This window comes from Gilliamella sp. LMG 34362 (genome assembly GCF_984569125.1).
In genome coordinates, this window is sequence record NZ_OZ474902.1 from 516,334 (window position 1) to 529,271 (window position 12,938).

Below are 12,938 nucleotides of genomic sequence, written 5' to 3' on the forward strand. Positions count from 1 at the left end.
AATCATAGTGATTCAATATTATTTAAAACTTATCCGTCAATTTTTGGCATGCATCACGTACTAATTGTGAATATTTATCAATTTTATCCACAGGTAGTTGAAAAAGAACACCCGAAATACTAATAGCGGCGATGGGTTCGTTATTTTTATTGAAGATTGGTGCAGCGATACAATGAACACCTTGAACATCTTCCTGATTATCATAAGCCCAACCTTGAGACCTAATTTTTGCAAGCTCTTTTTTTAACTGTTTCTTGCTGGTTATTGTTGTGTCGGTATATTTGATTAATTTGTCTTCGGGAATAAGTTGATCAATTTTTTCGTCTGGTAACCAAGCTATTAATGCTTTACCAATACCAGAGCTATGTAAAGGCAATTTTTTACCAATCCAAGTACGAATACCAATAGCCTGATCATTTTCAATTTTAGCAATGTAAACAGAATAAAGACCGTCAAGAACACCTAAATGGCAGGTCAAGTTAGTTTTATCTCGCAGTTTAATCATTAACGGTTCGGCTATTTTAGTGATATCAAACTGTTCTAAGGATTTATCTCCCCATTCATGTAATTTTAACCCAAGATAATACTTATTTTGATCTTGTCGCAAAATACCATGCATAACTAAGGCATTTAATAGTGTTGATGTACTGCTTTTAGGTAAATTGAGATCCTGAAATATTTGACTAAAAGTAGCCCCTCGGTGATTATCTAAATAATCACAAATACGGACAATTTTATCTAATGCTGGTACAAGTGTCTGAATATTTGGCATGAAATATCCTAATATAATAATGTAAGAAATATATTTATTTTATTGATACTAATTGTTTAGAAAAACATTTTTTGAACGGTTTAGTGTATTAAGTGTCTTATCTTTAACATTATATTCAAGTTACTTGATAAGGAAAAGAAAATAACTTTTATTATTTTCCTGTTTAGTGTATTTAAATCGATAAATCCTTATCTTGCATCATGTTAGGCATAGTTATATTATGAGTAGCAATGCTATATTATTTAAGGAATGAGTTATGTTAAAATCAATAGATCCAACCTCTACATCTTCTTGGAAATCCCTTCAAGCTAGTTATCAAAAACATCATAATAAAACTATAGCCGAAATATTAAAAGACGAGCCAAAGCGCGTCGAAAAACTGAGTATTCCGTTTGAGGATGAGTTTTTGGTTGATCTTTCAAAAAACCGTTTAACACAAGAAACATTAGAAATTCTTTATCAGCTTGTGGATGAGTGTGATTTAAGTGGCGCAATTAACGCGATGTATAGTGGTGAAAAAATTAATCACACAGAAGATCGAGCCGTGTTACACGTTGCACTTCGTAATGTATCTAATACTCCAATTTATGTTGATGGCAAAAATGTCATGGATGATGTCAATGCAGTGCTTGCTAAGATGGAGTCCTTTAGTAAAAAAGTGATTAGCGGTGAATGGAAAGGTTATACCGGCAAGGCTATCACTGATGTTGTTAATATCGGCATTGGTGGTTCAGATTTAGGCCCTCACATGATTACTGAAGCGCTTCGACCTTATAAAAACCATTTAACGATGCACTTTGTATCTAATGTTGATGGCACTCATATTGTAGAAGCATTAAAAGATCTTAATCCAGAAACAACACTCTTTTTAGTTGCGTCGAAAACTTTTACAACTCAAGAAACGATGACTAATGCTCAAACTGCCCGTCAATGGTTACTTGATGCAGCTAAAGATGATAAAGCAGTAGCACTGCATTTTGTTGCATTATCAACTAATACAAAAGAAGTTGAAAAGTTTGGTATTGATACTGCTAATATGTTTGAATTTTGGGATTGGGTTGGTGGTCGCTATTCGTCTTGGTCGGCAATTGGTTTATCAATCGTTCTTTCCATTGGCTTTGAAAACTTTAAACAGTTTTTAGCAGGTGGCCATGCAATGGATAAACACTTCCAAACAGCGCCGGTTGAGAAAAATATTCCAACATTACTTGCGTTAATTGGTCTTTGGTACAATAACTTCTGTGGCGCAGAAACTGAAGCAATTTTACCTTATGATCAATATATGCATCGTTTTGCTGCTTATTTCCAACAAGGTAATATGGAATCAAATGGTAAAAGCGTTGATCGTAATGGTAATAAAACGACTTATACTACTGGACCTATTATTTGGGGTGAGCCTGGTACTAATGGCCAACATGCCTTCTATCAATTGATTCATCAAGGTACTAAACTGATTCCTTGTGATTTTATTGCACCAGCAATTAGCCATAATCCGGTTGGAGATCATCATCCTAAATTACTTTCAAATTTCTTTGCACAAACTGAAGCTTTAGCTTTTGGTAAAACCGAACAACAGGTAGAACAAGAATTCCTTGCGGCTGGTAAAAGCCTTGATGAAGTTAAATCTATTATTCCTTTTAAAGTTTTTGCTGGTAATAAGCCAACCAACTCTATTTTAGTCAAAAAAATCACACCTTATGCATTAGGTGCATTAGTTGCTATGTATGAACACAAAATCTTCACGCAAGGTGTTATTCTTAATATCTTTAGTTTTGATCAATGGGGAGTTGAACTCGGTAAACAGCTAGCAGGTCGTATTTTACCTGAATTAGCCGATGATAAACCTGTGAGTTCTCATGATGATTCAACTAACAACTTAATCAATCAATACAAGAAATGGCGTTAGAGCAAGTTTTACAGTAGATAGAAAAAACCTTCAGTTTTAACTGAAGGTTTTTTTATAGATGATTATTTTTTAACACGCATAATTGGCGTTTTACCTGCTTCAACAGAACCAGTTAGTTTGGTTAGTTCAACTACTGTTTCCATATTTGAAATTACAACAGGAGTTAAAACTGATTTGGCTTTACTTTCAAGTAAAGGTAGATCAATTTCAATGATAGTATCGCCAATTTTAACTTGTTGTCCTTCTTCAGCAACACGAGTAAAACCTTCACCTTTTAGTTCAACGGTATCTATACCAAAATGAACAAAAAGTTCAATACCTTCATCTGACTCAATCGCAAAAGCATGATTAGTTTCAAAAATTTTGCCAATTTTACCATTTAATGGTGCGACAATTTTGTTGCCAGATGGTTTAATTGCAACGCCATCACCAACGATTTTTTCAGCAAATACAACATCAGGCACATCTTCGATTTTAACGATCTCTCCACTAAGAGGTGCAATAATTTCAATGCTATTTTTGTTATCGTCAGAGACAAACTGTTTTATTTTATCAAATAGACCCATTATGGCCTCCTAACAAATTTGCTTTTCAGCAGTATATTTTTCAATTAAATCAGTTATTTCTTTAGCGGTTGCTTTTTCTAGTGCAGTTTCAGCAAATTTTTTCGCTTCTTCGTAATTGGTATTACGAATTAATTTTTTGATTTTAGGAATTGATACAGCACTCATACTAAACTCATCAAGTCCCATACCTAATAATAGGATAGTTGCTCTTTCATCACCAGCAAGTTCACCACACATTCCTGTCCATTTGCCTTCTTTATGAGAAGCATCAATGACATTTTTAATTAATGTTAACACTGATGGTGAAAACGGATTATAAAGATGTGAGATAAGCTCATTACCACGGTCAACAGCAAGTGTATATTGGGTTAAATCGTTAGTACCAATACTGAAGAAGTCAACTTCTTTAGCTAAGTGACGAGCAATAACTGCTGCTGCAGGTGTTTCGATCATAACACCAATTTCAATTTCTTTATCAAACGCTTTACCTTCGGCGGTTAATTGTTCTTTAAGAATATTGATTTCAGATTTTAAGATACGAATTTCTTCAACTGAAATAATCATTGGGAACATGATACGTAATTTACCAAAGGCTGAAGCACGTAGAATTGCGCGTAATTGTGCATGTAATATCTCTTTACGATCTAAACAGATACGGATTGCACGCCAACCTAAGAATGGGTTTTCTTCTTTTGGTAAATGCATATAAGGTACATCTTTGTCACCACCAATATCCATGGTACGAACAATAATTGATAAGCCATTAGTTGATTCGGCAACTTCTTTATATGCTTTGAATTGTTCTTCTTCATTAGGATACGCATCACGATCCATAAATAAGAACTCAGTACGATAAAGGCCAACACCTTCATAGCCATTGCGATCCGCACCGGCAATATCACGTACCGTACCGATATTGGCACAAATTTCCACTTGGTGACCATCAAGAGTTACCGCAGGTAAATCTTTTAATTTTGCTAATTCTTCTTTGTCAGCAATATATTTTGCTTGAACTTGTTTTAATTTTTCTTCAGTTGTGTGATCAGGATTAATATAGATTGCATTGTTAATCGCATCTAAAATAACAAAATCACCTTGTTTGATTGCTTGTGTTGCATTAGATGTACCAACAATTGCTGGAATTTCTAATGAACGAGCCATGATTGAGGTATGTGACGTACGGCCACCTGCATCAGTGATAAAGCCTAATACCATATCTAAATTTAATTGTGCAGTTTCTGATGGTGTTAAATCAGTTGCAACTAGGATACATGGTTGGCTAATAGCACTTAAATCAACAATTTCAATACCGAGAATGTTTTTCAATAGACGTTTGCCAATATCACGGATATCTGCAGCACGTTCTTTTAAATATTCGTCATCTAAGTTTTCTAACTCTTTTGCTTGCGTTTCAAATACAGATTGAACGGCAGCATCAGCACTTGAGTGTTTACTTTGGATACGAGAGATAACTTCTTGTTCAAGATCTTCATCTTCAAGAAGCATTATGTGACCTTCAAAAATGGCAGCTTTATCTTCACCTAATGTGGTCTTTGCTCTCTCCATAATAGCATTTAGCTGTTCGCTTGATTTTTGACGCGCTTCTTTAAAGCGCTCGATTTCAGCGTCAATTTTGTTATCAAGAATTTGCCTATTATTAATTACAATAGGTTCTTCTTTTAATAATAGCGCTTTTGCAAAAGCGATACCTGGGGAAACAAGTATACCTGATACCATAACATTTAATCCTTATTCAATATTAAAACCGTTCAATAATAATTGGGAGTATTATTCCAATTCAGGAATTAATTTTACTAAATGAGTTACTGCTTCTTTTTCATCTTCACCTTCGGCTGAAATAGTAATCGTTGTGCCTTGAGTTAAGCCTAATGTTTGTAATTTGAATAAGCTTTTAGCGCTAGCACTTTTTCCGTTTGATGTGACAGTAATTTCAGCATTAAAGTTTTTTGCTTCTTTTACAAATTGCGCAGCAGGGCGAGTATGAAGGCCATTCGATGCAGTAATGGTTACATCTTGTTTGTACATAATTATTTTACTCCCAAAAATATGTTTTTTCAGACGACAATATAAATAAAAACAGCGTGAAAGGCTAGTAAGATTTCACTGTTCTTTAACAATTCGTCTAATTTTGATGGTGATAAATCAACCAAGTTAGCCGATATTATTGTTAATATCGGTAAATTCGAGTGATTTTATCACGACATTTTTTAAATTCTACCTGCCCGTGAATTCCTCGTTTGATATTTTCAAACACAACTTCTTCACTACCATCAAGTTGTGAAGCTCGGATCTCTTCGTGGCAAAAAGATTCAAATTTTTCAAGCTCTTGTTCGCTGTTGCCTAAATGATAATTTTTAGGTAAATCTTGGCTAGTTATAGAGGTATTTGTTTGATTCTGTACATTAAGAACAATCACGCCTTTATTGGGCACCCATGAACTACATGCAGTTAATGACATAACAAAGAATAAAAATAGCGAGGGCAATGCTACGATCAATCTAAAAATGTTCAAAATATTTCCTTTATAAAGCACAATAACCTGTTTATTATTTATAGCTAGGCATAAATTATATACTATTAATCCGTGAAAGTGCAGGGGTGTGTTTTCACGGTATTTAAGACTAAGGTGGATTTAATGACTAATAGCAATAATTACAATGAGCTTAATCGCCAACTTATCCAAAATAAAATCGGCATGACAGCGGCTGAATTACATGGTTTTTTATCAGGTATTTTAGCAGGAGGTAATCATGATGAAAGCTGGAAAATTTTAACTAAGGATATGTTAAATGATGGGCAAAGCATTGCTGAACCTTTAAACAAAGAAATTGAAAAATTATATCATTCAACTAAACAACAACTTATTGATGAAGATTTTGAATTTCAATTGTTACTCGGCGATCAAGATCTATTTACTCAGATTGATGATTTAGTCGGATGGGTTAATCATTTTTTATTAGGAATTGGTTTGGTTCAACCTAAAATTAATCGTGTTAAAGGTGATGTTGGTGAGGCAATATACGACCTGAGACAAATCGTTAAATTGGGTTATGATGAAAATGAAGATCAGCAAGAGTTAGGCTTTGCATTTGAAGAAATTAAAGAATACGTTCGGATTACGGCGATGCTTTGTTTTGATGAATTTAACGAATCTGATATAACCCCAACTATTCATTAATATTAGTATCATTGATTTTTAAGGTGCAAGTTATGGTAGATATGCATAGCAAAACAGAACTTTTAGCGCGACGAAATAAATTATTGGCACAAATGGAGCCAAATAGCATCGCTTTGTTTTTTGCTTCACCAGAGGTTACGCGAAGCAATGATACTCACTATCCTTATCGGCAAGATAGTGATTTTTGGTATTTTACTTTTTTTGCTGAGCCAGAAGCTCTATTGGCGGTGATAAAGGAGTCTGATAATCAAGCTCGTTACGTATTATTTAACCGTAAAAAGGATCCTTTAGCGGAAACATGGACCGGATATCGATTAGGTCAGCAGGTAGCATTAGAAAAAATTTGCGTAGATGAAGCTTATCTTTTTGATGATATTAATAATCTTTTGCCAAATTTATTGAATGGTAGAAAGGTTATTTATCATGCTGACCAGTTATACGAATATGCTGATGAAATAGTTAAAACAACATTACATAATTTAAGGCAAGGTGTTCGCAACAAATTTGTTGTCCCAAATATAATGATTGATTGGCGACCTATTGTTCATGAAATGCGTATGTTTAAATCGGATTTCGAAATGGCTATATTGCGCCAAGCTTGTGAAATAAGTGCTAAGGCACATATTCGCGCAATGCAAAAGTGTCAGCCTAGTTTGTATGAATATCAGTTAGAAGCGGAAATTTTACATGAATTTGCTTGGTATGGTGCTCGTTCGCCATCTTATAACACTATTGTTGGTGGGGGAAATAATGGTTGTATATTGCATTATGAAAATAATAGCGACCAATTGAAAGATGGCGATTTAGTCTTAATTGATGCGGGTTGTGAATATCAGTATTATGCTGGGGATATCACCCGTACATTTCCTATAAACGGTAAATTTAATCAGTCACAACGTGAAATATATGACATTGTGTTAACGGCACAATACGCGGCAATCAAATTATTACAACCAGGTACTTCAATATCAATAGTAAACCAACAAATTATTCGAATTATGGTTGAAGGTTTAGTTAAACTTGGCATTATGCAGGGCGATATCGAGACGTTAATTGCAAATAAAGCTTACATGACATTTTATATGCATGGTTTAGGACATTGGTTAGGTATTGATGTGCATGATGTCGGTAGCGATCGTGATCGCATCCTTGCTCCAGGCATGGTGTTAACGGTTGAACCAGGGCTCTATATTAATCAAGAAGCCGATGTTCCTGAACGTTATAAAGGCATTGGCATCCGTATAGAGGATAATATTTTAATTACTGATTCAGGCAATGAAGTTTTAACCGCAACGGTGCCTAAAGATCCTCAACAAATTGAACAATTAATGCAAATCAATCAATAAACTTATGATCAAGTAAGGTGCTAATCAATAATTTAAGATTAGCGCCATTAAGTTTTATTTCAAATAAATACTATTGAATGATAGTTATGGATTGATAAATGTCAGTTTAGTTATTACCTAAACTAATTGAACTATCGCGATTAAAGATAATCTTCATTTTGATATTTTTACCAGCAATTGGTTTGTATTTCCATGTTTTCATTGCCGTGATCACTGCACGATTAAAAATATTATTGGGTTGAGCTTCAATAATTCTAATATTTTCAACACGTCCTTCACTATTTACATCAAACATGACAATAACATGACCTTCTAAGCGCATGTCTAGTGCTCTTCTTGGATATTCTGGGCGATTTCGGCTAATCGGTGTTGGATTACCCGAATATTGCTGATTATCAGAAATTTTAGGTGCTACTGACGTTTTGGCAGTATTATCACTAATTGCTTCTTGTCTAACTTGTTGCCGAGAGGCTTTTTGTGTTGGTGGTTTTTTCTTTTTTGGTTTCGGTTTTGGTTCTGGTTTTACTATTGTTGGTTTATCAGGTTCAACAGTAGGTTTTTCGGGTTCTTTTTCCGGTGTAGGATCAGGTGTTTCTTCTTTAACGATTTCAGGCTCAACAACAGGTTCAACGGGTTGTTCTTCAATAGGTTTATTATCTATGATTTCACTGTTTTCTGCGCCTTTAATATCAGGTGTATTTTCAACTAATGATTGTTCAGGGGCTGCTAATTGAGTAAGATCAACCATTACGGCTTTAATTGAATCATCACCTTCATCAACCATGATGTTATTTGCAAACAACGCTGAGCTAAATAATAATCCTAATAAAAGTAGATGTGATATCACAGCAATAGATACAAATACATATATATAATTATCCTGTTGCTTGTTAGCAATAGGTGATTGTGGCTCTTTTTCTGTATTGATATCTATATCAAAATTGATCTTCATAGCAGTAATAATTTATCCCTTAGGGCGTGTATTCTAAATGAAAATGCTTATCATTTGTAGCATTTTTTTAAATATGATTTATCAATAACTTGTTGCATAAAAATATTTATCAGATAATAGTAAGTAAATATCTCTCATTTGTAGCGGTTAGACTGATGAATAATCCATCGATAAAACAGATACTCGATCTAGTTCAAGAAGATTTAGTGAAGGTTAATCAGGCAATACAAGCAGAGCTTAGCTCTGATGTTGTATTAATCAATCAATTAGGCAATTACATTATTAGTAGTGGCGGTAAACGTATTCGTCCAATCATTGCGCTACTTATTGCTAAAGCACTGAATTATCAGGGTGATAAACATATTATAACGGCTGCTTTTATTGAATTTATTCATACTGCAACCTTATTGCATGATGATGTTGTTGATGAGTCAGATTTACGCCGAGGCAAATCAACAGCTAATGCATTATTTGGTAATGCTGCTAGTGTTTTGGTCGGTGATTATATTTATACTCGTTCTTTTCAAATGATGGTTCGTACCGAATCATTTAAAGTATTACAAATTATGTCTGAGGCCACGAATGTTATCGCAGAAGGTGAAGTCCAACAACTACTTAATTGTAATGATCCAGATATTACTAAAGAACAGTATCTACAAGTGATATATCGTAAAACAGCAAGACTATTTGAAGCGACATCTCATTCCGCTGCAGTCCTTGCTGAAGCGACCCCAGAACAAGAATTTGCCTTACAAGAATATGGAAAATATTTAGGAACTGCTTTTCAAATTATTGATGACTTATTAGATTATAGTGCCGATAGTAATCAAAAATTGGGTAAAAATTTGGGTGATGATCTTAATGAGGGTAAACCGACATTACCACTACTACATGCAATGCATCATGCTAATGCACAGGATGCGGCTTTAATCCGGCAAGCAATTGAACAAGGAAATGGCCGTCATTTATTAGATCATGTTTTAGAGGTGATGAAGTCATGCGGATCGCTTGAATTTACTTTAGAAACAGCCCAGCAAGAGGCAAATAAAGCGTTTAATGTGATTTCAATTTTACCAGATTCTCCTTATAAAAAAGCACTACAAGATCTGGCCTTGTTATCAGTAAAAAGGGAAAACTGACAGTGATGTTTATTTGATGATTTTAAATACATTAGTTATACAATTTGTTTAATTAACATTGTTTTTTACCATTGATGGTGAATATTTCAAGTTGAATTTTATTATGTTATGTAAATAGGTTGTACCCTTTTTATAACAATCCCATTGTTCAAATAAGGTTATTATCATGTTCAAAAGGTCTTGGCCGGTTTTTTTAATTTTTGTATCGATGATTTCTGTGCAATCAAGCGCTTCATTTGCTAAATATTTATTCCCAGTACTTGGTCCAGAAGCAATGACTGCTTGGCGTTTATTTTTTTCCGCTATTTTATTGGTCATAATCTTTAAACCTTGGCGTAAAACGATTTCTAAACAAGCAATTAAATATATTATTTTATATGGTATTGCCATGGGATGCATGAATTTATCTTTTTATAACGCTATCTCTCGTATTCCTTTAGGTATTGCTGTCGCAATTGAATTGACGGGGCCAATTATGGTCGCTATGTTTTCCGGTCGACGATTAACCGATTTTATTTGGTTAGCTATTGCCATAATTGGATTAGTTATGTTGTTGCCTATTCATCAAGCAGCCAGTGATTTAGATCCGATAGGTCTTTTACTTGCTTTATGTGCTGGAGGCTGTTGGGCTGGTTATATTCTTTTTGGTCGTAAGGCAGGCGAAATATATGGTGCACCAAGTGTTGCACTCGGATCGATTGTTGCTTCAGTATTACTCTTTCCTATTGGAGTATGGCAAAGTGGTAGCGCAATGTTTTCCTTGGATATTTTGCCATTAGCTTTCATGGTTTCACTGTTAGCATCAGCGATTCCTTATGGTCTTGATATGGTCGCATTACCCCGTTTACCAGCCCAAACTTTTAGTACCTTAATGAGTTTGTCGCCAGTATTTGCGGCATTTTCAGGATTAATTGTTTTACATGAACAGTTAACACATTACCAGTGGTTAGCTATTATGTTTATTATTGTTTCTTCGATTGGTACGGTATTAACTATGCATCGACCAAGTAAAATTAAAGCGCTAAATCGAGAAGATTAAGGGTATTGAGTTACTATCGCGTGTTTGAGCGCGATAGTAATTAAGTGCAAGAGAAGTAAAGTGAACGATTATCGAGGCGGAAAACCCATGCCTCCGCCCATTAAGCCTTTCATTTGACGCATCATCTTCATCATGCCACCACCTTTCATTTTTTTCATCATTTTTTGCATATCTTCAAACTGTTTAAGTAGTTTGTTAACATCTTGTACTTGTGTTCCGGATCCATTTGCAATACGGCGTTTGCGTGATCCTTTGATGATTTCAGGATTTGCTCGCTCTTTTAATGTCATAGAGCCAATTATTGCTTCCATCTTGATGGTGATTTTGTCATCCATTTGCGCTTTAATATGATCTGGTAGTTGACCTACACCCGGTAATTTAGCCAGCATGGCCCCCATTCCACCCATATTACGCATCTGTTTAAGCTGATCTTGGAAATCATTAAAGTCAAATTTATCGCCTTTTTTTAACTTTTTCGCGATTTTTTCCGCTTTTTCACGATCAACATTACTCTGTAATTCTTCAATTAAAGAGAGAACATCTCCCATGCCTAAAATGCGCGAAGCGATACGGTCAGGGTAAAAAGGCTCTAATGCATCCGTTTTTTCCCCCATCCCTAAAAACTTAATTGGTTTGCCAGTGATATGGCGGATTGATAATGCTGCACCACCACGAGCATCACCATCAACTTTAGTTAAAATGACACCGGTTAGTGGTAAGGCATCATTAAATGCTTTAGCTGTATTGGCGGCATCTTGCCCTGTCATTGCATCGACAACAAATAGTGTTTCAATTGGATTGATTGCATCATGTAGTGCTTTGATTTCATCCATCATGTCGCTATCAACATGCAATCGACCAGCGGTATCGACAATCAGTACATCAAAAAATTGTAATTTCGCATGTGAAATTGCTTTATTAACAATATCAACTGGTTTTTGATTGATATCTGATGGGAAGAACTCGACATCAATTGCTTTAGCAAGTGTTTCTAATTGTTTTATCGCTGCGGGTCGATAAACATCGGCAGAAACAACTAATACTTTCTTTTTTTGTTTTTCTTTTAAGAATTTTGCTAGTTTTGCAACGCTAGTTGTTTTACCTGCACCTTGTAAACCAGCCATTAGCATTACCGCTGGAGGCTGAGTAGCTAAGTTAAGTGAGCTATTAACTTCACCCATTGCTGCAGTAAGTTCAGCTTGAACGATTTTAATAAACTCTTGGCCTGGGGTTAGTGTTTTATTCACGTCTAAACCGACGGCTTTTTGTTTAACTTGGTTAATAAATTCCCGTACTACAGGTAGGGCAACATCAGCTTCAAGTAATGCCATCCTGACATCACGCAGCGCATCTTTGATATTATCTTCAGACAGACGTCCACGACCACTAATATTGCGGAATGTCTGTGATAAACGGTCAGTTAAATTCTCAAACATACTAACTCTCAACAAATTAAAAAAATTATCACCTATCATATCAGAAAATTTGCAGAAGTCCCATGATCATAAATTTGTTATGGCTTGACACAAAATTGTGTTCCTGTTGAAATGAGAGTCATAATAAATAAAGGAGAAAGTTATCTATGGTGAAAGTAGTTAATACCGATAAAGCCCCTGCAGCTATTGGTCCTTATGTACAAGGTGTCGATTTGGGTAATATGTTATTTGCATCAGGTCAAATCCCAATTAATCCAGCAACGGGTGAGATGCCAACTTGCGTGAAAGAACAAGCTAAGCAAAGTTTAGCTAATGTTAAAGCAATTGTTACTGAGGCGGGTTATCAAGTTAAAAATATCGTTAAAACAACTATTTTTTTAGCTGATATGAATGATTTTGCTGATGTTAATAGTGTCTATGAGGAATTTTTTACCGAAAATCAAGCAAGCTTTCCAGCTCGTTCTTGTGTGCAAGTAGCTCGAATTCCGAAAGATGCTAAAGTTGAAATAGAAGTTATTGCTGTTAAATAAGTTTGCCAAATTCATTAGCACCAATAGGTGCTAATGAAGCAAAAAAGTTGAGG

The 12,938-nt window shown here is 34.9% G+C and carries 13 protein-coding genes; 6 read left to right on the forward strand and 7 right to left on the reverse strand.

Translation table 11 applies throughout. From position 1 onward, the window contains the following. Positions 1–22: 22 nt before the first annotated feature. Positions 23–772 carry an IclR family transcriptional regulator gene (locus AC5LWZ_RS02455; RefSeq protein WP_086362760.1) on the reverse strand — a complete coding sequence of 250 codons (750 nt, stop codon included), beginning with the start codon at positions 770–772 and terminating at the stop codon, positions 23–25. 256 nt (positions 773–1,028) lie between these two features. On the opposite strand from AC5LWZ_RS02455, the gene pgi reads away from it, so the two are divergent. Then, a complete protein-coding gene (pgi, locus tag AC5LWZ_RS02460) occupies positions 1,029–2,678 on the forward strand; it encodes a glucose-6-phosphate isomerase (protein ID WP_493463918.1) in 1,650 nt (549 codons plus the stop codon). 62 nt (positions 2,679–2,740) lie between these two features. Here pgi and crr read toward each other — a convergent pair whose 3' ends face one another. From crr to AC5LWZ_RS02480, 4 genes are all read right to left on the reverse strand, one after another. Further along, on the reverse strand, positions 2,741–3,244 hold the full coding sequence (gene crr / locus AC5LWZ_RS02465; protein ID WP_065614627.1) for a PTS glucose transporter subunit IIA: 504 nt from the start codon (positions 3,242–3,244) through the stop codon (positions 2,741–2,743). 9 nt (positions 3,245–3,253) lie between these two features. After that, positions 3,254–4,981, reverse strand: coding sequence for a phosphoenolpyruvate-protein phosphotransferase PtsI (gene ptsI, locus AC5LWZ_RS02470; protein ID WP_034901725.1), 1,728 nt, complete (start codon positions 4,979–4,981; stop codon positions 3,254–3,256). 51 nt (positions 4,982–5,032) lie between these two features. After that, positions 5,033–5,290: a phosphocarrier protein Hpr gene (ptsH, locus tag AC5LWZ_RS02475; protein ID WP_034901724.1), complete on the reverse strand. Its 258-nt coding sequence runs from the start codon at positions 5,288–5,290 to the stop codon at positions 5,033–5,035. 142 nt (positions 5,291–5,432) lie between these two features. Beyond that, positions 5,433–5,777, reverse strand: a complete 345-nt coding sequence (locus AC5LWZ_RS02480; RefSeq protein WP_034901722.1) for a hypothetical protein — start codon at positions 5,775–5,777, stop codon at positions 5,433–5,435. 123 nt (positions 5,778–5,900) lie between these two features. Between AC5LWZ_RS02480 and AC5LWZ_RS02485 the strand changes: the two genes are divergently transcribed. Continuing rightward, positions 5,901–6,443, forward strand: a complete 543-nt coding sequence (locus AC5LWZ_RS02485; RefSeq protein ID WP_086362765.1) for a UPF0149 family protein — start codon at positions 5,901–5,903, stop codon at positions 6,441–6,443. Between the two features lie 32 nt (positions 6,444–6,475). Then, entirely contained in the window at positions 6,476–7,789 is a 1,314-nt protein-coding gene (pepP, locus tag AC5LWZ_RS02490) for a Xaa-Pro aminopeptidase (RefSeq protein WP_493463919.1), read from the forward strand. Positions 7,790–7,895: 106 nt separating this feature from the next. Here the strand turns inward: pepP and AC5LWZ_RS02495 are convergent, their stop codons facing one another. Continuing rightward, positions 7,896–8,741 carry a TonB family protein gene (locus AC5LWZ_RS02495; protein WP_493463920.1) on the reverse strand — a complete coding sequence of 282 codons (846 nt, stop codon included), beginning with the start codon at positions 8,739–8,741 and terminating at the stop codon, positions 7,896–7,898. Between the two features lie 155 nt (positions 8,742–8,896). Here AC5LWZ_RS02495 and ispB point away from each other — a divergent pair, with 155 nt between their 5' ends. Both ispB and AC5LWZ_RS02505 read left to right on the forward strand, forming a co-directional pair. After that, on the forward strand, positions 8,897–9,880 hold the full coding sequence (gene ispB, locus AC5LWZ_RS02500) for an octaprenyl diphosphate synthase (protein ID WP_294893010.1): 984 nt from the start codon (positions 8,897–8,899) through the stop codon (positions 9,878–9,880). A gap of 166 nt (positions 9,881–10,046) precedes the next feature. Beyond that, positions 10,047–10,919 carry an EamA family transporter gene (locus tag AC5LWZ_RS02505; RefSeq protein WP_493463921.1) on the forward strand — a complete coding sequence of 291 codons (873 nt, stop codon included), beginning with the start codon at positions 10,047–10,049 and terminating at the stop codon, positions 10,917–10,919. Positions 10,920–10,987: 68 nt separating this feature from the next. Here the strand turns inward: AC5LWZ_RS02505 and ffh are convergent, their stop codons facing one another. Further along, positions 10,988–12,355: a signal recognition particle protein gene (gene ffh / locus AC5LWZ_RS02510; RefSeq protein WP_065651701.1), complete on the reverse strand. Its 1,368-nt coding sequence runs from the start codon at positions 12,353–12,355 to the stop codon at positions 10,988–10,990. 146 nt (positions 12,356–12,501) lie between these two features. On the opposite strand from ffh, the gene AC5LWZ_RS02515 reads away from it, so the two are divergent. Beyond that, entirely contained in the window at positions 12,502–12,885 is a 384-nt protein-coding gene (locus tag AC5LWZ_RS02515) for a RidA family protein (RefSeq protein WP_306244564.1), read from the forward strand. Positions 12,886–12,938 lie beyond the last annotated feature (53 nt).

What these genes read in the sequence shown, in the direction of transcription:
- AC5LWZ_RS02515 (WP_306244564.1), top strand. Translation starts at nt 12,502, where the DNA reads ATGGTGAAAGTAGTTAATACCGATAAAGCCCCTGCAGCTATTGGTCCT.
- pepP (WP_493463919.1), top strand. Translation starts at nt 6,476, where the DNA reads ATGGTAGATATGCATAGCAAAACAGAACTTTTAGCGCGACGAAATAAA.
- ptsH (WP_034901724.1), bottom strand. Translation starts at nt 5,290, where the DNA reads ATGTACAAACAAGATGTAACCATTACTGCATCGAATGGCCTTCATACT.
- ptsI (WP_034901725.1), bottom strand. Translation starts at nt 4,981, where the DNA reads ATGGTATCAGGTATACTTGTTTCCCCAGGTATCGCTTTTGCAAAAGCG.
- AC5LWZ_RS02455 (WP_086362760.1), bottom strand. Translation starts at nt 772, where the DNA reads ATGCCAAATATTCAGACACTTGTACCAGCATTAGATAAAATTGTCCGT.
- pgi (WP_493463918.1), top strand. Translation starts at nt 1,029, where the DNA reads ATGTTAAAATCAATAGATCCAACCTCTACATCTTCTTGGAAATCCCTT.
- AC5LWZ_RS02485 (WP_086362765.1), top strand. Translation starts at nt 5,901, where the DNA reads ATGACTAATAGCAATAATTACAATGAGCTTAATCGCCAACTTATCCAA.
- ffh (WP_065651701.1), bottom strand. Translation starts at nt 12,355, where the DNA reads ATGTTTGAGAATTTAACTGACCGTTTATCACAGACATTCCGCAATATT.
- AC5LWZ_RS02495 (WP_493463920.1), bottom strand. Translation starts at nt 8,741, where the DNA reads ATGAAGATCAATTTTGATATAGATATCAATACAGAAAAAGAGCCACAA.
- AC5LWZ_RS02505 (WP_493463921.1), top strand. Translation starts at nt 10,047, where the DNA reads ATGTTCAAAAGGTCTTGGCCGGTTTTTTTAATTTTTGTATCGATGATT.
- ispB (WP_294893010.1), top strand. Translation starts at nt 8,897, where the DNA reads ATGAATAATCCATCGATAAAACAGATACTCGATCTAGTTCAAGAAGAT.
- crr (WP_065614627.1), bottom strand. Translation starts at nt 3,244, where the DNA reads ATGGGTCTATTTGATAAAATAAAACAGTTTGTCTCTGACGATAACAAA.